Origin of the sequence: Eoetvoesiella caeni (assembly GCF_003315175.1) — a bacterium.
GTDB classification, from domain to species: Bacteria; Pseudomonadota; Gammaproteobacteria; order Burkholderiales; family Burkholderiaceae_B; genus Eoetvoesia; species Eoetvoesia caeni.
Genome location: NZ_QNRQ01000016.1, coordinates 1 through 20,107, shown reverse-complemented (window position 1 = coordinate 20,107; position 20,107 = coordinate 1). Strand labels below are relative to the sequence as shown.

Sequence of the window (20,107 nt, the reverse complement as noted above, 5' to 3'; positions counted from 1 at the left end):
TCTTCTGAAAATGACAATCCTGACGCATGTCGGACGCAATGCCTGACGCCTAGTTAGGGTATAGGTCAACTGGACAACGTGAACAGGCCAACGGCTTGGCGCACGATTTCCTTGTGCTTTCAGCTCGCTGCTGGCAACTTAACGGCCAGCACGTCGATTTTTTCGATGACGGGCGCATGAGCCAGCAGTTCAGACGCTTGTGCCATCAGTGCAGCGGCGATCGGCCCGGCCAGATGCGCGTCACGGCCCGCCTCGTCGGCGAAGGCGTCGAAGATGCCAAACGTCGACGGCGTGATCTTGAGCGCGAACCAGAGCGTGGTACCGGCCTCCCGCATGGCCAGCGGCAGTGCGCTCTTGAGAAATGCTTCGACGGCGGCTTCCTTGCCAGGTTTTGCGACCAGTGTGGCGCGAATAGCAAGCTTGACCATGATGTGTGTTCCTTGAGAGTTGTTGATGGAGGAACAAATCTTAGGCTCGAGCGGTAGCGGAGTATAGTGGCGGAATCGCCATTAATGATATATTATCCGCCATGCTCATCTATGTATTTGCCCTCAATGGGGTATTCGATATTGGCCTTGCGTCGCTGCTGGACGTCATCGGTACCGCCAACGAGTTGGGGCAGCGCGAGCAGTCTTCGTTGCAGCTAGACATGCGCCTAGTGGGAGTGCGCCAAGAGGTGCACACGGCGCAGGGGTTGAGCGTTCCCGTCACGCGGGTGACGGCCTTGCCCAGGCCCGATGTCGTGCTGCTCCCCGCACTGGGCAGCAAAATGCCGCAGCCTTTGTTAGCGGCGTTGACGCGTCCCGACGTCATCGAGGCTGGCACCTGGCTGCGGCAATGGGCCGCAGCAGGCGTGCATATTGGAGCCGCCTGCACCAGCACCTTCGTGCTGGCCGAAACCGGGCTGCTCGACGGACAAAGCGCGACCACATCCTGGTGGCTATCAGCGCTGTTTCATCAGCGCTATCCGCTGGTGGCGCTCGACGAATCACGGATGCTGGTTAATTCGCCCGGTTTCACCACGGCAGGCGCGGCGCTGGCCCATCTCGATCTGGGGCTGGGCGTGGTGCGTGGCCAGAGCCCAACGTTGGCCGCGCTATGCGCGCGCTACCTGCTAATCGAGCCGCGCGCGTCGCAAGCAGTGTTCATGATTGCCGATCAGGTAGCGCATGCCGACCCGATCGTCGAGCGCTTCGAACAGTGGGCCAGAGAGCGACTGGCCCTGGGCTTTTCGATGAGCGATGCCGCCCGCTCCGTGGGCAGCAGCGAACGGACGCTGGGACGGCGCCTGCAGGCCGTGCTGGGCAAGTCGCCGTTGACGTATTTCCAAGACTTGCGCGTGGAGCGCGCGGTGCACTTATTGCAGACGACCGAGGAAAGTATCGAGCGCATCGCCGGCTTGGTCGGCTATTCCGACGGCACGACCTTGCGCACCTTGTTGCGTCGCAAACTAGGTCGCGGCGTGCGTGCGCTGCGCGAGCGACATGGCTAAATAGCGCAGCTAAGCACAAAGCACGTCACGGCCCAGCGCAAATCCGGCTTAACGTGCTTTATTTTCCGTTTTCTGAGACGACCCCTGGATGCGGAGCTGGATGTCGACGCCGCCGCCGTCCTGTTCATCGGCACCATCCAGGGCTTGGTCATGCAGTCTCTGTTAGTCGGCGACGTAGCTGGCATCCGACGCGACGCGCCGGGGGTATTTGCCATCTACCGCCGCGGTATCAAAAGCAGCACATAAAACATCCGTCTGCTTCGCAAGTGCCACGACGATCCGTAAACTTTTCAAAAGAACCGGGAGCAATAACTATGACAGTACACAGTCAGCGTCATATCTGGATGCGTGTGATTTCCCTGATTGTCATCGGCTTCGGCCTGCTGACCATCAAAGAAGGCGGCGCTGTCTTGTTCTTTGACGGCGTCTCACGCGCCGCAGCCGGAAACTATGTGCCATTCGTGCTCTGGTTCAACTTTCTGGCGGGTTTTTTCTACATCATCGCCGGGGTCGGACTGTGGCTGCGCCGACGCTGGTCAATGATGCTGTCCACCGCCATTGCCGCAGCAACCGCGCTGACGTTTGCGGCGTTTGGCGTATTTTTGTATTTCGGCGGCACCTGGGAACTACGCACACTCATCGCGATGAGCACACGCACCCTCGTGTGGGCAGGTATTGCACTTGCAGCATGGCGCCTGCTGGCACCCCCTGTTTCCGAAGTCCCCGCGCAATGAACCTCAGTTCACTCGATTCGGCCCGAAAAGCAGCCCAGGAACATCAAAACCCCAACTATACCGAACCAGCCTTTCGACTCGGAATTCACCCATGAGCCCCCAAAAAACTCCCACCCACAAGGTCCGCTGGATCGTGATAGTTCTCGCTGTCCTCGCGGCGGGCGCCGCGTGGTTATGGACGCAGCGTACGCCGCCTGACCATGACCTGTTGCGTCTGTACGGCAACGTCGACATCCGCGAAGTACAACTGGCCTTTCGCCAGCCCGGACGCGTAGCGCAAATGACCTTCGATGAAGGCGATACTGTCAGCGCCGGCGCTCGCATGGCGCTGCTGGATGCACAGCCCTATCGGGACGCGCTGGCGGCCACCGAAGCCTCGGTACAGGTAGCGCAGGCGGAACTGAACAGGCTACGTCGTGGTCTGCGCCCGCAAGAAATCGCCCAGGCGCAGGCGGCAGTCAACCAGGCATCGGCTGCCGCCCGCGACGCCGAGCGCAATTATCGGCGCCAAAGCGGTCTGCTCGCATCCGGCGCCAGCAGCCAACGAACGGTCGATGCCGCGCGCGCTGCCAGAGATCAAGCGGTTGCCGTAGTCAAGGCGGCTGAAGCCGCACTGTCGCAAGCCGAGGAAGGCTTTCGTAGCGAAGACATCGCCGCCGGCGAAGCCAAACTGGCTGTGGCGAGCGCATCGCGGGCACAGGCCGCCACTGCCCTGGCCGATACTGAATTGACGGCGCCAAGCAACGGCACCGTGATTGCACGTGTGCGCGAACCCGGCAGCATGGTCGCCAACCAAAGCACGGTATATAGCTTGAGCCTTGACGCGCCGGTATACGTGCGCGCTTATGTCGGCGAACCGGATCTGGGTCGCATCGCTCCCGGGACGCATGTGCGCGTGCGCAACGATTCTTCCGACAAGGTCTATCAAGGCCAGATCGGCTTCATCTCGCCGCGCGCCGAGTTCACGCCCAAGACAGTAGAGACCACGGATCTTCGCACCGACCTGGTTTACCGCTTGCGGATCGTGATTGACAACGCCGATGCCGACACTGGACTGCGTCAGGGCATGCCGGTGACCATCGAGGTCGATACCGGGACTGTTGCTGGCACCCACGAAAAGGGTTCTTGATATGCCCAACAACACCCCTACGTCACCTACAAACGGCGATGTTGCTGTCGTCATCGACAATGTGGACAAGCATTTTGGCGACGTACACGCCTTGCGATCCTTGAGCGCTCGCATCCACTACGGGCGCCTCACCGGCCTGGTCGGACCGGATGGCGCCGGCAAGACGACCCTGATGCGCATCCTCACCGGCCTGTTGGCGCCGAACGCTGGTCGCGTCACCCTGGCAGGTTTCGACGTCGTGGACGACAACGATGCCATTCACGTTGCGAGCGGCTACATGCCGCAGCGATTTGGCCTGTACGAAGATTTGTCGGTGATGGAAAACATGCGTCTGTATGCACGCTTGCGCGGTATGGATGCCAATCAGCACACTGACCTGTTCGCCGAACTGCTCGATTTCACCCGCCTTGGTCCATTTACCAAGCGCTTGGCCGGAAAGCTGTCCGGCGGCATGAAACAAAAACTGGGCCTGGCCTGCGCCCTGATGGCGCGCCCGAAAGTGCTGTTGCTGGATGAGCCCAGCGTCGGTGTCGATCCGGTCAGCCGCCAGGATCTGTGGCGCATGGTGCAGGCGCTGACCGACGAGGGCATGGCCGTGGTTTGGTCCACCGCCTATCTCGACGAGGCCGAACGCTGCGACAGCGTACTGTTGCTCAACGAGGGTCAGCTTGCTTACGACGGTCCGCCAGCCAGATTGACCGGGCGTCTTCAGGATCGCAGCTTTCGCCTGGAGGACGTTGGCGAGCAGCGCCGTGCAGTGCTCGCCGAGGCGCTGAATCTCGACAGCATCGGCGATGGTGTCATCCAAGGTGCCGGCGTGCGTGTGGTGCTGCGAGCCGACTCCAACGTCGGACAGGTCCAGACGCTGGCCGATCGGGTTGATGCGCGCCTGGCTGCAGTGCCGCCCCGCTTCGAGGATGCCTTCATCGATCTGCTGGGTGGCGGCCCCGGCGGCACATCGGCGCTGGCCGAGCGCCTATCGCCGGTAGAACTCGATTCGAATATTGCCGTTTCCTGCCGCAACCTGACCAAACGCTTCGGTGATTTCACCGCCACCGACAACGTCAGTTTCGAGGTGAATAAAGGCGAAATCTTCGGGCTGCTCGGCCCCAATGGAGCGGGCAAATCAACCACCTTCAAGATGTTGTGCGGGCTGCTCAAACCCACCCATGGGGAAGCGCATGTGGTGGGTCTGGACCTGCGTCGGGCCACCGGCGCGGCCAAAGCCCAGCTTGGCTATATGGCGCAGAAGTTCTCGCTCTATGGCTTGCTGTCGGTGCGACAAAACCTGGAGTTCTCCGCAGGCGTGTACGGACTGGAAGGCGCCACGCGGCGTACGCGCATCGACGAGATGATAGCTACTTTCGATCTTGAATCTTGGTTGTCCGCAGCGCCCGACTCGCTGCCATTGGGCTTCAAACAACGCCTGGCGCTGGCCTGCGCGGTCATGCATCGCCCGCCTGTGCTGTTTCTGGATGAGCCGACATCAGGCGTGGATCCCATCACGCGGCGCGAGTTCTGGACTCACATCAATGGTCTCGCCCGCAAGGGCGTAACGATAATGGTCACGACCCATTTCATGGACGAGGCCGAGTACTGCGACCGGGTGGCCATGCTATACCGCGCCCGGTTGATTGCTTTGGATACACCCGATGCGCTCAAGCGCGATACAGTCAGCGAGGCCCGGCCCGATCCGACCATGGAAGATACGTTCATCCATTTGGTCGAGTCCGCTGACCTGGCCGACGAAGCCCGCATCAAGGCGGCGGCATGAGCGACCTGAACAACTTGTACCGCGCCAATCAGATGTCTGCCGCCGCCATGCGGCGCTTCGATCCGCAGCGTTTGTGGGCTCTGGTGCTCAAGGAAAGTCTGCAGGCGATACGCGATCCGTCCACGCTGCTGATTGCTTTCGTATTGCCGGTGGTGTTGCTGTTTCTGTTTGCCTATGCGGTTTCGCTGGATGTGCGCGACGTGCGCATCGGCGTGGTGCTGGAGTCGCCATCGGCGCCTGCCCAGGAGCTCGCCGCCGCTTTTGCCGGTACCCGCTATCTGGACGTGACGTTTGCGCAGGATAGGCGCGAAGTGGCCGAGCAAGTCGTATCGGGCAAGCTGCGCGGATTCGTGGTGATCCCGCAGGACTTTGAGCAAAGGCTTGCCAGGCGTGACGGTGAGCCGCTGATCCAGGTCATCACCGATGGTTCGCAACCCAATACCGCGAACTACGTTGCCAACTACGCACAAGGGGTCGTGCAGACCTGGCGCGCCGGGCTGGGTGCCGAAGCACCTTCCACCGCCGTGGTGCTGGAGCCGCGCTACTGGTTCAACGCCGAACTGGAAAGCCGCCGCTCGCTCGTGCCCGGTGCTATCGCCATCGTCATGACCATCATCGGCACCATGCTCACCGCGCTGGTGGTGGCGCGCGAATGGGAACGCGGCACCATGGAGGCGGTGTTGTCCACCCCCGCTTCGGTGGTGGAAATCCTGATTGGCAAGCTGCTGCCTTATTTCGTGCTCGGCATGCTGTCCACGCTAGGCGCTGCGGCGCTGGCGGTGTTTGTATTTGATGTGCCGCTGCGCGGATCATTGGCCGCGCTTCTGCTACTCTCTGCCGTGTTCATGGTGCCCGCGCTGGGCCAGGGTTTGCTGATCTCCTCGGTTACCCGAAACCAGTTTCTGGCAGCGCAGATTGCGCTGTTCTCCGGTTTTTTGCCCGCCTTCATGCTCTCGGGCTTCCTGTACGAGATTGACGCCATGCCGTGGCCGATCCAGATCCTCACCTGGTTCGTTCCTGCACGTTATTTCGTCTCTTCCTTGAAAACGGTATTTCTGGCCGGCGACATCTGGGCGGCGTTCCTGCCAAATCTGTTGGCTATGGCGGCCATCGGCGTGTTCTTTTTTGTGCTGGCCAAGCGCGCCACGCGTAAGAATCTGGAGTAGACGCTATGTCACACCTATCCAGCGCCTTCTCCTTCACCCGGCTGCGCGCTCAGATCATCAAAGAAGTGCTTAGCATCCTGCGCGATCCGCGCAGCCGAATGGTCGTGTTTGTACCACCCCTGCTGCAGCTGTTGGTGTTCGCCTTCGCAGCCACGCTGGAAGTGCGTAATGTCGATATTGCCGTGCACAACCAGGATGCGGGCCGTTGGTCGCACGAACTGGTGACACGCCTGGACCGCGCCGAATTCATCAACCAGATCCACCACGTGGCCAACAACCAGGAACTGCGCAGCTTGATCGACCGGAGCAAAGTGATTGCCGCGCTCGATATTCCCATGGATTTCTCCCGTGCCATCGCTGCCGGTGACAGTGGTCAGGTGCAGGTATTGATCGATGGCCGGCGCAGCAATTCAGGCCAGATTACGGTCAGCTATCTGTCGGCTATTGCCGCCGAGGTCGGCGCCCAGATAAACCCCGAGATTATGCCTGCGGCGCCGCTAGTGGTACGCAACTGGTTCAATCCCAATCTGATTTACCGCTGGTTTATCGTGCCCGGCCTCTCCGGCATCCTGGCTCTTTTTAGCGCCTTGCTCATTACCTCTCTGTCGATTGCTCGCGAACGCGAGCTGGGCACCTTCGACCAGCTATTGGTTTCGCCCACCTCGACGCCTGAGATCATTATTTCCAAATCATTACCGGCACTGGCCATCGGCACGATGCTGGGCTTAATGATGATCGCCGCAGCCATCGTACTGTTTCAGATTCCTTTTAGCGGTTCGTTCTGGCTGCTTTTGATGAGTCTGGTGCTATTCATCCTTTCCGTGGTGGGTATCGGCTTGATGATTTCTGCTATCAGCGCGACCCAGCAGCAAGCCATACTTGGCGGTTTTGCCATCGGCGTGCCTGCCGTGCTGATGTCGGGCTTTGCGACACCGGTGGAAAACATGCCGACGCTGCTGCAATGGCTGGCCCAGGCCATTCCATTGACCCATTTCCTGATCATCGTACAGGGCAGCTTCCTCAAGGCGTTGCCGCTGGGCGATATCCTCGCCAGTCTCTGGCCGCTGGCGATCATCGCTCTGGTATCACTCACGATGGCCACTGTTTTCGTTCGAGAGCGTTTGCAATGACACACACTGACCCAACCGCCAGGGCTTGCGCATTACATCAAGCGATCCGGCGCTTGCGCCCCGTCGCGCTACTGCTGGCTAGCGTATTTCTGACAGCTTGTGCGGTCGGGCCCGACTATTACGCGCCACCGCCAGTTACCACTGGTGATGGCTGGAGCCAGGCCGACACGGTCACATCGGCACCGACGGATCTAGCACGCTGGTGGTCAACGCTAGGTGACCCGGTGCTCGAGCGCCTGATTGACACCGCATTGGCCGCCAACCTCGATCTGCGGGTTGCAGCAGCGCGCATCGACGAAGCACGCGCACTGCGCGATCGGGTCGCTGGTGAGCAGCTCCCTGTCGCAGGCGCGAGTGCCAGCGTTAACCGACGTAGGCAAAGCGAGAACGGCCCCTTACCAGTTGGTTCTATGCCCGGCCTCGAAGCCACTCAAACGATTTACGACGCGGGCTTCGATGCGGCCTGGGAGGCCGATCTGTTTGGTGCCAAACAGCGCGCGCTGGAGGGCGCCGATGCGCAGCTGCAGGCAGCCGAAGCCGATGCGCAGGGGGTACGCATGCGTATCGTGGCCGAGGTCGCCCGTGCTTGGTTCACCGCCGCCGGTGCTGAACAGGAATTGCAAACCCAACAAGCCATGCTGAAAACCCTGGAGCACACACTCAAACTGGTGCGTAAGCGCCAAGCGCTAGGCGATGCGTCCACTTCGGATGTGGACGCGGCCTATGCACAATGGGCCGCTGCCAATGCCACGCTGCCGGGCATTCAGGCTCGTCAGCGTGCTGCTGTGTTGAGTCTGGGCGTGCTGTTGGGCGCACCGCCGGAGCGTGAACTGGCGCTGCTGAATACTGTCGCAACGCCGTTTACTTTATTGCCCTTGCCGGTGGGCGAGCGTGCCGATGTGCTGCGTCGCCGACCCGATGTGCTCGCCGCCGAGCGACGCCTGGCAGCCAGCACGGCCGACATTGGCGTTGCCACCGCCGAGCTATTTCCGAAGCTGTCGATCGGTGTTGGCGGTGGTTTCCAGGCACTAGCCACCGGTGATTGGTTCAGTTCCTCTAGCACACGATTCTCCGTCCTGCCTCTGATTTCCTGGCGACTTTTCGACGGAGGCCGCGTACGCGCCGAGATTCGTGCCCGCGAAGCGACGGGGCAACAAGCCGCACTGGCCTATGAGCAGGCCGTATTAACAGCGCTTGGCGATGCTGAACGCGCACTGAGTGACTATCGCGCCGGTCTGGATACGCTGGACCGGCGCCAAATGACGGTGGAGGCTACCCGCCGTAGCTACGGTCATGCCAAGGCGCGCTATGCGGCTGGCGACATTGCGTTGGTTGAGCTGCTGGCTGCCGAACGCGTGCTGCACGAGGCCGAAACCGCAAACGTGCATGCCCACACGACGGCCGCCGTGCAACTGGTCGCGCTTTACAAGGCGCTTGGCGGCGGCTGGGATGCCCCGACTGCTGATTTTCCCGCGTAATGGGGGCACATCGTCCTGCTTGGCATTTGAGGCTTACTCAAGCAGCGTCAGAGTGTGTTGTGCGATGACCCATTCCTCGTTGGTCGGTTCCACGGCCACGCGCACCCGGCTATCGGGCGTGGAAATCAGTGTGGCATTGCTGGCATTAGTGTCCTTGTCGAGCTCGACACCCAGAAAAGCGAGATCATGGCATACGCGCTCGCGTACAAACGCATTGTGTTCGCCGACGCCGGCGGTAAAAACCAGCAGATCCAGCCCGCCCAGCACTGCCGTCAAGGCGCCAATCTCGCGAACAATACGACGTACGTAAAGCGCCAGGGAAAGCTGTGCTCGCAGGCCCGTTTCACCGGGGTCGTTTTCATGTTGTACGATCACGCGCGGTTCGGATGAGAGACCCGACACACCCAGCAGTCCAGATTGATGGTAAAGCATGTGGCCGACTTCCTGCAGCGAGAGTTTATCGATCTCCATCAGGTACAGCACCGCACCCGGATCAAGTGCGCCCGTGCGGGTACCCATCATCAGGCCGTCCAAGGCAGAGAAACCCATGGTTGTCGCCACGCTTTGAAGTCCTTGTATTGCGCACAGGCTAGCGCCACTGCCCAGGTGTGCAACAATCACCCGGCCCTGAGCAAGATCGCCGTATCGCTCGGGCAAGGCATAGGTCATGTATTCGTAGGAAAGTCCATGAAAGCCATAGCGGCGCAAGCCCTGCTTCCAGACTGAATACGGCAGTGGCAAGACTTGTTCCACTAACGGCAGATCATAGTGAAAGGCAGTGTCAAAGCAGGCGACCTGCGGCAGGTCGGGGTGCTGAGCGAGCAATATACCCATGGCTTCCAGCGGAAACGGCTGGTGCAAAGGGGCCAAGGGAATATAGCTGCGCAAATCCTCGATGACGTCTGCCGTAACCAGGGTCGGCGCAAAATAGCGTTTTCCGCCATGCACCACGCGATGCGCCACCGCAACAATACGACGGCCTTGCAGTCTTTGAGCCACCTGCTCGCGGATCAACTGCAAGGCGGCGGTGTACGGATGTTCGGCATCCAGCTCGACGCGGCGGACCGGCACACCGGTTTCGCCATAGTCCGGCGTCGGCCCGCCAATGCCCTGAACCTTGCCATTCCACAAGGGCAGGCGCGTCAGCGCCTCGGAGCGTGCATCGAACAGCGCGAACTTGATGCTGGAGGAGCCGCAATTAAGGACGAGGATCAAATCGCTGGACATAAGCAAGCCCTATACGGTGAGGTCAGACGGCGGTATAGCCACCATCCACGACCAAGGCGCTGCCGACCAAGCCGAGGATCGAAGACATATTGACGATGGCGCCGCCTCCGGACTTGAGCATGGCGGGAATCTGAAAGCGCAAGCCATACTGCACGCCACTCAGATTGACATCGATGACGCGTCGCCACTCTTCTGGAGACAGCTCGCCAGATGGTTTTGATGCACCGCCGATGCCCGAACCAGCACCAGTCACCAGGACGCTGTCGCCTTTGAAGTTGAGTTTCATCGGAAAGTCCTCTAATAAGAAATAATAAAATCGATCAAGGGGGTGTACTGCGGTAGCGATGCGCCAGCAGCAGGGCGATGGCACAAGAGACCAGGCGTGTCTGGCTGGAATCGGCCCGACTGGTCAGCACGATGGGCACGCGCGCGCCCATGACGATGCCGGCGCTGTCGGCCTGCCCAAGAAACTCCAACTGCTTGGCCAGCATATTGCCACTCTCCAAGTCAGGCACAACCAGAATATCGGCCTGGCCCGCAACCGCCGAACGGATCCCCTTGACCCGAGCGGCATCTGGCGAGACGGCATTGTCCAGAGCCAACGGTCCATCAAGTAAACCGCCTTTGATTTGGCCGCGATCAGCCATTTTGCATAATGCCGCCGCATCCAGCGTCGATTGCATACGTGGATTGATGGTTTCCACCGCTGCAAGAATCGCTACCTTGGGCTCAGCCACGCCTAAAGCATGCGCCAAACTAATGGCATTACGCACAATATCGGCTTTGTCTTCCAGTGTGGGCGCGACATTGACGGCGGCATCCGTAATGATGAATGGACGCGGATAGGCAGCGGTTTCCATCACATAGCAGTGGGTGATGCGGCGTTCAGTACGCAGGCCCGCGCAGGGAGAAAGGATCGCGCTCAGGAATTCCTCGGTATGCAGGCTGCCCTTCATCAGGGTCTCGACCTCCCCCTTGCCCGCCATCTCTGCGGCGACGGCAGCGGCCGCGTGGCTGTGCGGCACATCGATGATCTCGCAGCCGGCAAGGTCGATGCCGGCCTCTTTTGCGATGGCGCGCAATTTGGCCTGAGGCGCCACCAACACCGGCACAATGATGCCGGCGTTGCGGGCATCGATCGCGCCGGACAGGCTGAGAGCATCACACGGGTGCGCCACCGCCATACGAACAGCCTGCATATTGCGTACATGCTCGATAAGGCGTTGAACGCCGCGTATCGTATTGGCCGACATGGTGCCGGATTGGGACGAGCGTGAGTCCGTGTCGATCATAATATTGCTTTCGTTTTACGCGATAGAGAAGGGCTGCATGTACCGTCTAGGATGTTATTGCATATGCTGGCCGCCATTCATAGAGACTTTACTCCCGGTCATAAAAGCGGCAGCATCGCTAGCAATGAATGTCACCAACGCCGCAATCTCGGCGGGCTCACCCAGACGACCCACAGGGATTCCGCTGACGATTCGCTGCAAGGTCTCTTCGGGAACCGCCGCCACCATCTCGGTGGCAAGATAACCTGGCGCGACGGTATTTACCGTAACGCCTTTGCGCGCAACCTCTTGCGCAAGCGCCATGGTAAAGCCGTGTACGCCCGCCTTGGCTGCTGAATAGTTGGTCTGGCCGAACTGTCCCTTGCTACCGTTGATCGACGAAATATTGATAATGCGGCCCCAGCCCCGTTCCATCATGGCCTCGACGAAAGGCTTGGTGACATTGAACATGGAGTCCAGATTGGTGCGAAGCACCAAGTCCCAGTTGGCTTTATCAAGTTTGCGCAGAGTGGCGTCTCGGGTAATGCCCGCATTATTAACAAGAATGTCTATTTGTCGCCCATCGGCATGGATCTTGCGGGCCAATTCCTGCACGGACTCATAGACGGAAACATCCACACCATAGGCTGAAAAGCGAATGCCTTGCGCGGCGAGTCCTTTAACCCAATCAGCAGCCTTGCGATTGCCCGGCGTATGCGTGATGATCACTTCGTAGCCAGCATCATATAGTGCCCGGGCAATCGCCTCGCCCAGACCCCGATTACCGCCGGTCACCAGTGCGGTGCGCTTTTGGTCGCTCATATGATCATTCCCTATTCCGCAGTCTTTTTCTGCTTTGCAGCCGGAGCTGATTTACCAGCCAACGACATACTGCTTAGCAACCATGGAGCGAAATTTGCACTGCTGCCCAAAAGCTGGGTCACTCCCTTCTGCCAATCCTGAAGAGCCTGCTGGAGACCAGCCGTAAGCTCCGTCTGGTTTTTAATGGCTATTTCGTTCATTGTTTGCGTGCTGCTCATACCAGTCTGGAACAAGCGCTCAACTGTATCAGCGGGTAGCGTCACAAACGACTGCAAATCCACCGCCTGCGACAAACCTTCAATTTCAGCCTCAGTCTTCGCCATGGCATCGGTATTGCGTTGCTGCGCGGCCTCCAGCCAACGTTGCCTGTTGTCTTGCAATAATTGCATGATGCGCAGCTGTAACTCGAGATTGGTTTTATAGAGATTAACGGAAAAGTTTTCGGTGCTCATTATGACCTCCTTGGTCTAGTAAACCTTGATTGAATACAAAGTCGGCTCATCCGACGGGCGAACCGTGTCTACGCCGGCCAGCCATTATGTGCACCCTGACCCCTATCTTTCCATGACGTAGGTGCCAGGCGCATCAGCGATCTGTGCATACCCCACTGCTTTTGCTCCCATAGGCGGTGGCGCCACGCGCCCAGAAGAGCGCCTGGAAAGCCACTTTTGCCAGCTTGGCCACCACGAGCCCTCTTGAAGCGGCGTGTCAGCACGCCAGCGCTGCGGATCGGTATAGCGCTCGCCGGCCTTGCGCGTGGATATCTGGAAGCTGCGCCGGGGACGACCCGGTTCGCTCACCACCCCCGCGTTGTGCCCCCCGCTGGTAAGCACAAAACTTACGTCGCTACCGCTGCTCAATTGATGGATCTTGTAGGCAGACCGCCAGGGCGTTACGTGATCGCGGACGGTACCGACGGCAAAAATCGGTGTGCGGATATCACCGGGCACCGCCGGCCGGCCGTCGACCTCGTAGCGCCCCTCGGAGAAGTCATTATTAAGGTACAGACGCCTGAGATATTCGCTGTGCATGCGAAACGGCAGACGCGTGGCATCGGCGTTCCAAGCCATCAGGTCGAATAGGACCTGACGCTCGCCCAGCAGGTATTCGCGCATGCGGCGCGACCAGATCAGGTCGTTCGAATTGAGCAGCTGGAAGGCGCCCGCCATCTGCTCGCCATCCAGATAGCCTTTGTCCCACATGAGCGATTCCAGCCAGGCAAGCTGACTCTCGTCTATGAACAGCGACAGCTCGCCAGGTTCACGAAAGTCGACTCCCGCTGCCAGCAGCGTGAGGCTGCGCAGCCTCTCATCGCCGTCGCGCGCCATGGCGGCAGCCGCAATTGAGAGCAGCGTTCCGCCCAGACAGTATCCGACCGCGTCCACCTTTTGTTCCGGCACGATCGCCGTGACGGCATCGAGCGCCTCCATGACTCCGAGCCGCCGGTAGTCTTCCATGCCCAGATTACGGTCGGCATAGCCGGGATTCTTCCAGGAAACGATGAACACCGTGTGCCCCTGGTCAACGAGGTACTTGACCATCGAATTGTGTGGTGACAGGTCGAGAATATAATACTTCATGATCCACGAAGGGATGATCAGTATTGGTGTGGCGTGCACCTTGGGCGTTGTGGGGGCATACTGAATCAGTTCGATCAGGCGATTGCGATAAACCACCTTGCCCGGCGTGACAGCCACGTCCTTACCAACCTCGAAAGCTTCGGTGCCGAAAGGCGGCTCATCCAAATTATGGCGCCGCGCATCTTCAAGGAAGTTCATTGCCCCGCGCCAAAGATTTGCGCCACCTGTACGTGCGGTTGCCTGCAAGACCTCGGGGTTAGTCCATGGAAAGTTGACCGGCGACCACATATCGAGCCACTGACGACCGGCAAAAGTGACCAGGTCTTCGTGATGGCGCGATACACCGCGCACGCCCGTCGTTGCGTTGTGCCACCATTGCTGCTGCAGCAGAAAACCCTGATGGATCAGGTTAAAGGGCCATTGCTGCCAGGCAGGGTCAGCAAAGCGGCGATCTTGCTCCAGAGGTTCGACACAGTTTAAGCAATGAGGCGTGGCCGTTGCACGTAGCGCATATTGGGTGAAGCGCTGCTGCTTGTCCAGCGCCTTGTCGAACAGGCTGCGCTGCTTGCCCGGCGATATCGCAAGATGGATTACCCAGTCATGCCACGCCATCAGGCCTGCCGTTGGCGACAACCCGCGCGTGACGCGCGCCAGTGCCGTGTGCGTCAGGGAGTCGAGAGCATCGGGAAGTTTGTTTACCGTTGGTTCAGGCGTGTTAATTGCGATTGTGTCGGCCATCTCAGTATTACCCCCGTAAGTAAGTAATACACTACTTACTTTAATTGCTTGAAGCAAGCTCAAAAGTAGGTTTGGCAGTGCTTCCGTTTGATATTTCGCAAAGAACGAGTTAATAGAAGCGTTACGATATCGCCAAGTCGATTATTGTTATGTCGCAATTTTTTCAAAAATGCGATCGAGTATCATCAAACATTGCTCTAGCAGCCATAACTGTTAATTTCCACCCGAAGGGGTAGAGAAGAAACCAAGAAAGGTACGTTTATGCTTTATGTCGACATTCCGACCCGGAACGAATTTACTCTACTCGCCGATAAGCGTGCCGATGCCTGCGTTTCAATATATTTGAAAACAACCCCCGTCACACAGAACGCTCAGGCATCCCGGATCCAAATGGGAAACCTTATCAAAGAGGCACAAGCGCAGCTTGAGGAAACCGCGTTCGATAAAAGGCGGTTGGGTGCGCTGCTGGATGGCCTCAACGATCTTCTGGATGATGACAAGTTCTGGCGCTTCCAGGCTAACAGTCTGGCCGTTTTCGCCACACCGGACAGTATTCGCACTTATAGGCTTGCAAACGATCTGGTTTCCATGGCGCAGGTCGCCGACCGGTATCACCTCAAGCCATTGTTTCGTGCGATCACCTTCCCACATTCAGCGTTCATTCTGGCGCTATCGGAAAATGCCGTGCGTCTGCTCGAAATGAACGCCGATCTGCCTGCCGTCGAGCTCAAGGTGCCGGGGCTGCCCAAGGATGTAGCGTCGTCGGTAGGTCGAGCCCCGAACAATGAACGCGTTTTCAGCGGTCGCATCCGAGGTATGGAAGGCCATAACGTCCGGCTCCAGCAGTATGTTCGTGAAGTAGACGCAGCACTACGGCCCATCCTGGCTGGCCGCGAAACTTCGCTGGTGCTGGCCGCAACGGGGAGGCTCGCGGATGTATTCAAGCAAATCTGCTCTTATTCGAACCTATTGCCTGAGACGATCGCGGAAAGTCCCGATCATCTGACCGAAGCCGAACTGACTGCAAGGACGCGGCCGGTTCTCGATAACGCTTACGTCCAGCAAATTACGGACATAAAAGCACTGTTTGAAAAGCGTGCAGGAGAACGCCGCACCACAACAGACATTTCTGACGCAGCACGCGCGGCGACGTTCGGCGCGATCCAGACACTTCTGGTTAATATCGATTCCGTTGTTGCCGGTTTTGTCGATGATGAAACGGGCGCAGTATCGTTCGCGGATAAAGATGATGCCAAGGCTTATGGCGTGATTGATGAGATCACCGCTCGGGCATTCTCCAGTGGTGCGGTGGTTCTGGGTGTCAGAAAGGAAGATATACCCGGTGGCCATGATCTTGCAGCAATTCTGCGCTACCCGCACTGACAACCAGCGAACACAAGGGGCGGCGCCGCGCCGCCCCTTGTGTCGACTCCGAAAGGAAGAGCCCTATGTCAATCAAGACCATACTGGTCGCCCTTGCTCTTGAAGACGACAGCCAACGTGTTGCCGACCGTGCCATTCAACTAGCCAAGCAGCATAAGGCGCAGCTCGTTGCCGTGCACGTTGTCGAAAACCCACCTCTTCACGATGCCAGCCTGCCGCCCTTAATCGACCTGGTCGCGCTTGTTGGCATGCTCGTGGATCAGAACGCACGTCAGCTTCAATCCCTACTTGAGACGGCAGACAAGCCGGCGATCACGCACGTGGAAGCTGGAAAGCCTCATGACATCATTGAAAACTTGGCCACGTCACATAAAGCTGATTTAATTGTTATCGGTCCGGGTGCCGCCAAAGGTTTGCGCGAGAGGGTGTTCGGCTCTACAGCCGATCGCGTGGTCAGATGCGCTCCTTGTCCTGTGCTCGTCGTGCGCAAGGAAGCTGGTGCGCCCTATAGCCATATCGCAGTTGGAGTGGACTTTTCGGACCATGCTCAAGCGGCTGCGCTGTGGGCTTCCCGCTTGTCACCCATGGCTTCGCGTGAGCTTATCCATGTCTTCGACATTCCGCTCGCATTCGAGTTGGCCATGCTCAAGGCAAACACTTCCCAAACCGAAATCGACCGCTACCGTGATGCAAAGGCCAAAACCGCACGCCGGCAGGTCATAAAAATGTTCGGTGAAAATGGTCGATTGCCGAAGGCGGCGCGTGTCAGAATCATCCAGGGAGATGCCTCCATCACGCTGATCCGTGCCTCGCGTCGAAGGGCAACAGACCTTGTGATCCTCGGTACACAAGGCGAAAACGCAATAGCTCAACACTTGCTTGGAAGTGTCGCACGAAAGGTTCTCACCAATGCAAGATGCGACGTTCTGGTGGTTCCCTCTGCTGCAATACAAGATACAAGCTGCTAAGTACGATCGTGTATGCGATCAACACAGTGAATTACGGACTCAGGCGGAGGAAGAACTGTTCCCGTGTCAGAACATTGGTGAGTCCTTTGATGCAGATCAGCCAGACAACAGTGCCGTCGTGTCATTGCGAGCCGCGAACCACTAGCTCGTAGGCTCGCAACGCCTGTCATGTGCCCGTTGCTGGGCAACTAGTCTGACACAGGGGTACAGCGACATTCCGGCATCAATGTGGGGAATTTAGTTCCAAAAGTGCTAGACGCCAAGTTATTTGGCGATAAAAATCGAACTAAACTCCCCACCTGACAACATAATCAACATTAATATTTACGTATAATCTACTGATTTAACGGTATTTTCATATTATGAGATGTGGGGAGTTCACTTCAGCGCGCTATTTGGTTATGCCCCCCCTTCTTCATGCCGCTAAAAACTCAAATTGGACGGAGGCCGGTTTCAAGCTGAGCGTAGCCGCCGAACCTGGCCCTAGCGGCCTCGCTGAGATGAGCCGAATATCACCGGGAAAACACCATCGCCAACGGCGAAAATAGCTTTGTATGCATCCGGCTTCAGGATGATCGCCTCGGCCGTGTAAAAACAACTACGCGCACCGCTCTTACGTAAGTGATCCACCAAGCACATCCTTTCGGCGTTGCGTTGAATAAGCCAAGATGGCCTCTGTTCAATTTTGAGGGCACATGCAGATGTCGAAAGGAAGGCAGTACTGGTCGGATCACTTGGCGGCGATCGCCGCTGAGGGTATCCCCGCCAAGGCGTATGCCAGGCGCGAAGGCTTGTCGGTGTCGGCGCTGTATTACTGGCGCAAACGCTTGAAGTCAGAAGCCTCATCGTCGGCGGTGGCATTGCCGGCGGCGCCGCAACCGAGCCGACAGTTCGTGCCGGTGCAGATCAGCGATGCCGATGCGCGCGTGCCGTGTTCACTCATTCTGGCCCCGGGGGTGCGCCTGGAGCTGGCGCAGTTGCCCAGTGCGCAGTGGTTGGCCGCGCTGGGCGCGGCGGTCTCGCGCCAGGTGCGCTGATGCATCCGGGCAGCCGCATTGGCTCGGTGTATCTGTGCCGCCAGCCGGTGGACTTCAGAAAGCAGATCGATGGGCTGGCCGTTCTAGTCGAGCACGAATTGCAGATGAATCCGTTTGGCGATGCGCTGTTCGTGTTCGTGAACCGGGCGCGCAACAAGATCAAGGCGTTGTACTGGCACCGCAATGGCTTTTGCCTATGGCAAAAGCGCCTGGAAAAGCAGCGCTTTGCGTGGCCCGATCCGGCCTCGAGTCAGGTCGTACACACGCTGACGCTGCAAGAGTTTGAATGGTTGCTCGAAGGCTTTGATTTATGGGTTAATAAGCCGCATAAAACCTTGAATTACCAGGCCGTTTCATAGGGTAATCGGGTAAAATGACGGCATGCCGATTCCGTCTGCCCAGCGCGCCAACACGCCATTCAAGCTTAAGCTTCCCGCGATCAACGCGCCGGCCGCTTTGCCGGCGACGCAGGACGAATTACAGGCCTTACTGCAAGCCGAACGAGCGCGCATGGCCGCGCAGTTCGAACAAGAAATCGCTCGTCACTTATCGACCGAATTCGATCAACGGGTGGCCACCGAGGTGGCCCGCCAAGTTCAGAGGCTGCTTGAAGAGGCGCGTCTGGCGCGCCACAGAATGTTCGGCGCCAGCAGCGAGACCCATCTTGGCCAGGGGCTGCTTTTTAACGAGGCCGAGGCGCTGGCCGCGCCGGATCTGGGCGAGGATGCCGATGAACAGGACGACACCGAGAACGGCGCCGCCCGTATGCGATCCTCGGGGCGTGGCAAACGCCGTGCGTTGCCACCGCAATTGCCGCGCGTGGACATCGTCATCGATGTGCCGCAAGAACAACGTCTGTGCGCCTGCGGCAAGCACATGGTCAAGATTGGTGAAGAAGTCAGCGAGCAGCTGAACATCATTCCCATGCAAGTGCAGGTGCTTCGCACGGTTCGCCCGCGCTACGCCTGTCCGGGCAAGGATGCCGCGCCGGTCATTGCGCCCATGCCGCCCGCCGCCTTGCCGCGCAGCAACTTTAGCGCCGGATTCCTGGCCATGTTGCTGACCGTCAAATATGTGGACGGTCTGCCGCTGAACCGCTTCGCCCGTGTGCTTGAGCGCAGCGGCGTGGATATCCCGCGCCAGACGCTGGCCCGCTGCGCCATCAACGCGGCCAAGGCCTTGCAGCCCTTGCATAACCTGGCCCGCGACGTCTTGCTCGACTCGCCCGTCATCCACATGGATGAAACGACTGTGCAGGTGCTCAAAGAGCCCGATAAAGATCCCACCTCCCAAAGCTATATGTGGGTGCAGCGCGGTGGTCCGCCGGGCAAACCCGTGATCCTGTACGATTACGATCCGAGCCGCTCCGGGCAGGTGCCGCTGCGCCTGCTCGAAGGCTGGCGTGGGTATCTGATGACCGACGGTTACGACGGCTACAACCTGGCGGTGCGCGAAGGCGGCATCGAGCATTTGATTTGCGCCGCGCACGCGCGCCGCAAATTCGTCGAAGCTAAGCGCGCACAGCCCAAGGGCAAACGGGGTCGTGCCGATCAGGCCATCGAGTTCTTCGCCCGCCTGTACCGTATCGAACGAGAAATGACGGACGCCACTGACGAGCAACGGTTGCGGGCGCGCCAGGAGCGTAGCCTGCCCGTGCTAGCCGCGCTGCGCGAATGGCTGGATGCGACCCTGCCGGTGGTGGCGCCCAAGACCACGTTGGGCGAGGCGCTCGCGTATCTGAGCAAATACTGGTCGCGCCTGGTGCGCTATACCGAGCGCGGCGATCTGCCCGTGGACAACAATGCCGTCGAGAATTGCATCCGTCCCTTTGTTGTGGGAAGAAAAGGCTGGCTGTTCAGCGATACACCCGCTGGCGCGCACGCCAGCGCCGTGATCTATTCCTTGGTCGAGACCGCCAAAGCGAACGGACTGGAGCCATATACCTGGCTTAAACGCGTGCTGACATGCCTGCCGGCGGCTAAAACGGTCGAAGAAGTGGAGGCGCTATTGCCGTGGAATCTGCATGCCCATGATTTAGCCACGGAACTGGCGATCTGAGCCCTGTGGTTCGTGGATCGCTTACAGCGTGTCGGCACGTTCGTTGTTGGTAAAACGCACCCAGCTTGCGCGGCTGTAGCCCAGCGTGGCCACAAATGCAATCAAGGGGTCGCGCCCGCG

At 59.0% G+C, this 20,107-nt stretch carries 19 protein-coding genes and 1 pseudogene; 13 read left to right on the top strand and 7 right to left on the bottom strand.

Annotated features, from left to right (window positions below):
- Positions 1-119: 119 nt before the first annotated feature.
- Positions 120-428, bottom strand: coding sequence for a putative quinol monooxygenase (locus tag DFR37_RS19985; RefSeq protein WP_034303872.1), 309 nt, complete (start codon positions 426-428; stop codon positions 120-122).
- 101 nt (positions 429-529) lie between these two features.
- Here DFR37_RS19985 and DFR37_RS19980 point away from each other — a divergent pair, with 101 nt between their 5' ends.
- The 8 genes and pseudogenes from DFR37_RS19980 to DFR37_RS19945 all read left to right on the top strand — a co-directional run bounded on the left by DFR37_RS19980 (position 530) and on the right by DFR37_RS19945 (position 8,903).
- A complete protein-coding gene (locus DFR37_RS19980) occupies positions 530-1,492 on the top strand; it encodes a GlxA family transcriptional regulator (protein ID WP_034303871.1) in 963 nt (320 codons plus the stop codon).
- Positions 1,493-1,576: 84 nt separating this feature from the next.
- Positions 1,577-1,738 (top strand): annotated as a pseudogene (locus DFR37_RS23370) (TetR/AcrR family transcriptional regulator); the annotation flags it as partial.
- A 68-nt stretch (positions 1,739-1,806) separates the two neighbouring features.
- Complete coding sequence (locus tag DFR37_RS19970) at positions 1,807-2,226, top strand: hypothetical protein (protein ID WP_113934955.1); 420 nt, start codon at positions 1,807-1,809, stop codon at positions 2,224-2,226.
- A 91-nt stretch (positions 2,227-2,317) separates the two neighbouring features.
- Positions 2,318-3,355 carry a secretion protein HlyD gene (hlyD, locus tag DFR37_RS19965; RefSeq protein ID WP_113934954.1) on the top strand — a complete coding sequence of 346 codons (1,038 nt, stop codon included), beginning with the start codon at positions 2,318-2,320 and terminating at the stop codon, positions 3,353-3,355.
- A 1-nt stretch (position 3,356) separates the two neighbouring features.
- Positions 3,357-5,129, top strand: a complete 1,773-nt coding sequence (locus tag DFR37_RS19960) for an ATP-binding cassette domain-containing protein (protein WP_113934953.1) — start codon at positions 3,357-3,359, stop codon at positions 5,127-5,129.
- Entirely contained in the window at positions 5,126-6,295 is a 1,170-nt protein-coding gene (locus tag DFR37_RS19955; protein ID WP_211317303.1) for an ABC transporter permease, read from the top strand. Before DFR37_RS19960 ends, DFR37_RS19955 begins: the two co-directional genes overlap by 4 nt.
- Before the next feature lie 5 nt (positions 6,296-6,300).
- Positions 6,301-7,425 carry an ABC transporter permease gene (locus DFR37_RS19950; protein ID WP_113934952.1) on the top strand — a complete coding sequence of 375 codons (1,125 nt, stop codon included), beginning with the start codon at positions 6,301-6,303 and terminating at the stop codon, positions 7,423-7,425.
- Positions 7,422-8,903, top strand: a complete 1,482-nt coding sequence (locus DFR37_RS19945) for an efflux transporter outer membrane subunit (RefSeq protein ID WP_113934951.1) — start codon at positions 7,422-7,424, stop codon at positions 8,901-8,903. The genes DFR37_RS19950 and DFR37_RS19945 overlap by 4 nt, the downstream gene beginning before the upstream one ends.
- Before the next feature lie 33 nt (positions 8,904-8,936).
- Here the strand turns inward: DFR37_RS19945 and DFR37_RS19940 are convergent, their stop codons facing one another.
- The 6 genes from DFR37_RS19940 to DFR37_RS19915 all read right to left on the bottom strand — a co-directional run bounded on the left by DFR37_RS19940 (position 8,937) and on the right by DFR37_RS19915 (position 14,541).
- Positions 8,937-10,130 carry an acetate/propionate family kinase gene (locus DFR37_RS19940; protein ID WP_113934950.1) on the bottom strand — a complete coding sequence of 398 codons (1,194 nt, stop codon included), beginning with the start codon at positions 10,128-10,130 and terminating at the stop codon, positions 8,937-8,939.
- Between the two features lie 22 nt (positions 10,131-10,152).
- Positions 10,153-10,416 (bottom strand): SDR family NAD(P)-dependent oxidoreductase, encoded by a 264-nt coding sequence (locus DFR37_RS19935; RefSeq protein ID WP_113934949.1) that lies wholly within the window; start codon positions 10,414-10,416, stop codon positions 10,153-10,155.
- A gap of 34 nt (positions 10,417-10,450) precedes the next feature.
- The gene (locus tag DFR37_RS19930) at positions 10,451-11,422 is read right to left on the bottom strand and encodes a bifunctional enoyl-CoA hydratase/phosphate acetyltransferase (RefSeq protein WP_113934948.1); all 972 of its coding nucleotides are present in this window, start codon (positions 11,420-11,422) and stop codon (positions 10,451-10,453) included.
- 54 nt (positions 11,423-11,476) lie between these two features.
- A complete protein-coding gene (gene phbB / locus DFR37_RS19925) occupies positions 11,477-12,223 on the bottom strand; it encodes an acetoacetyl-CoA reductase (RefSeq protein ID WP_113934947.1) in 747 nt (248 codons plus the stop codon).
- A gap of 11 nt (positions 12,224-12,234) precedes the next feature.
- Complete coding sequence (locus tag DFR37_RS19920; RefSeq protein WP_113934946.1) at positions 12,235-12,675, bottom strand: phasin family protein; 441 nt, start codon at positions 12,673-12,675, stop codon at positions 12,235-12,237.
- 102 nt (positions 12,676-12,777) lie between these two features.
- Positions 12,778-14,541: a PHA/PHB synthase family protein gene (locus DFR37_RS19915; protein WP_113934945.1), complete on the bottom strand. Its 1,764-nt coding sequence runs from the start codon at positions 14,539-14,541 to the stop codon at positions 12,778-12,780.
- Between the two features lie 261 nt (positions 14,542-14,802).
- Here DFR37_RS19915 and DFR37_RS19910 point away from each other — a divergent pair, with 261 nt between their 5' ends.
- The 5 genes from DFR37_RS19910 to tnpC all read left to right on the top strand — a co-directional run bounded on the left by DFR37_RS19910 (position 14,803) and on the right by tnpC (position 19,987).
- Positions 14,803-15,924 (top strand): baeRF11 domain-containing protein, encoded by a 1,122-nt coding sequence (locus tag DFR37_RS19910; RefSeq protein WP_113934944.1) that lies wholly within the window; start codon positions 14,803-14,805, stop codon positions 15,922-15,924.
- A gap of 65 nt (positions 15,925-15,989) precedes the next feature.
- Positions 15,990-16,892, top strand: a complete 903-nt coding sequence (locus tag DFR37_RS19905) for a universal stress protein (RefSeq protein ID WP_113934943.1) — start codon at positions 15,990-15,992, stop codon at positions 16,890-16,892.
- Positions 16,893-17,587: 695 nt separating this feature from the next.
- A complete protein-coding gene (gene tnpA / locus DFR37_RS19900) occupies positions 17,588-17,929 on the top strand; it encodes an IS66 family insertion sequence element accessory protein TnpA (RefSeq protein ID WP_113934942.1) in 342 nt (113 codons plus the stop codon).
- Complete coding sequence (gene tnpB, locus DFR37_RS19895; RefSeq protein WP_113934941.1) at positions 17,929-18,288, top strand: IS66 family insertion sequence element accessory protein TnpB; 360 nt, start codon at positions 17,929-17,931, stop codon at positions 18,286-18,288. Before tnpA ends, tnpB begins: the two co-directional genes overlap by 1 nt.
- Positions 18,289-18,439: 151 nt before the next feature.
- A complete protein-coding gene (tnpC, locus tag DFR37_RS19890) occupies positions 18,440-19,987 on the top strand; it encodes an IS66 family transposase (protein WP_379881361.1) in 1,548 nt (515 codons plus the stop codon).
- The last annotated feature ends 120 nt before the right edge of the window (positions 19,988-20,107 follow it).

What these genes read in the sequence shown, in the direction of transcription:
- DFR37_RS19915 (WP_113934945.1), bottom strand. Translation starts at nt 14,541, where the DNA reads ATGGCCGACACAATCGCAATTAACACGCCTGAACCAACGGTAAACAAA.
- DFR37_RS19940 (WP_113934950.1), bottom strand. Translation starts at nt 10,130, where the DNA reads ATGTCCAGCGATTTGATCCTCGTCCTTAATTGCGGCTCCTCCAGCATC.
- DFR37_RS19960 (WP_113934953.1), top strand. Translation starts at nt 3,357, where the DNA reads ATGCCCAACAACACCCCTACGTCACCTACAAACGGCGATGTTGCTGTC.
- tnpC (WP_379881361.1), top strand. Translation starts at nt 18,440, where the DNA reads ATGGCCGCGCAGTTCGAACAAGAAATCGCTCGTCACTTATCGACCGAA.
- DFR37_RS19970 (WP_113934955.1), top strand. Translation starts at nt 1,807, where the DNA reads ATGACAGTACACAGTCAGCGTCATATCTGGATGCGTGTGATTTCCCTG.
- DFR37_RS19950 (WP_113934952.1), top strand. Translation starts at nt 6,301, where the DNA reads ATGTCACACCTATCCAGCGCCTTCTCCTTCACCCGGCTGCGCGCTCAG.
- phbB (WP_113934947.1), bottom strand. Translation starts at nt 12,223, where the DNA reads ATGAGCGACCAAAAGCGCACCGCACTGGTGACCGGCGGTAATCGGGGT.
- DFR37_RS19955 (WP_211317303.1), top strand. Translation starts at nt 5,126, where the DNA reads ATGAGCGACCTGAACAACTTGTACCGCGCCAATCAGATGTCTGCCGCC.
- DFR37_RS19945 (WP_113934951.1), top strand. Translation starts at nt 7,422, where the DNA reads ATGACACACACTGACCCAACCGCCAGGGCTTGCGCATTACATCAAGCG.
- tnpA (WP_113934942.1), top strand. Translation starts at nt 17,588, where the DNA reads ATGCAGATGTCGAAAGGAAGGCAGTACTGGTCGGATCACTTGGCGGCG.
- DFR37_RS19985 (WP_034303872.1), bottom strand. Translation starts at nt 428, where the DNA reads ATGGTCAAGCTTGCTATTCGCGCCACACTGGTCGCAAAACCTGGCAAG.
- DFR37_RS19935 (WP_113934949.1), bottom strand. Translation starts at nt 10,416, where the DNA reads ATGAAACTCAACTTCAAAGGCGACAGCGTCCTGGTGACTGGTGCTGGT.
- tnpB (WP_113934941.1), top strand. Translation starts at nt 17,929, where the DNA reads ATGCATCCGGGCAGCCGCATTGGCTCGGTGTATCTGTGCCGCCAGCCG.
- DFR37_RS19930 (WP_113934948.1), bottom strand. Translation starts at nt 11,422, where the DNA reads ATGATCGACACGGACTCACGCTCGTCCCAATCCGGCACCATGTCGGCC.
- hlyD (WP_113934954.1), top strand. Translation starts at nt 2,318, where the DNA reads ATGAGCCCCCAAAAAACTCCCACCCACAAGGTCCGCTGGATCGTGATA.
- DFR37_RS19905 (WP_113934943.1), top strand. Translation starts at nt 15,990, where the DNA reads ATGTCAATCAAGACCATACTGGTCGCCCTTGCTCTTGAAGACGACAGC.
- DFR37_RS19920 (WP_113934946.1), bottom strand. Translation starts at nt 12,675, where the DNA reads ATGAGCACCGAAAACTTTTCCGTTAATCTCTATAAAACCAATCTCGAG.
- DFR37_RS19910 (WP_113934944.1), top strand. Translation starts at nt 14,803, where the DNA reads ATGCTTTATGTCGACATTCCGACCCGGAACGAATTTACTCTACTCGCC.
- DFR37_RS19980 (WP_034303871.1), top strand. Translation starts at nt 530, where the DNA reads ATGCTCATCTATGTATTTGCCCTCAATGGGGTATTCGATATTGGCCTT.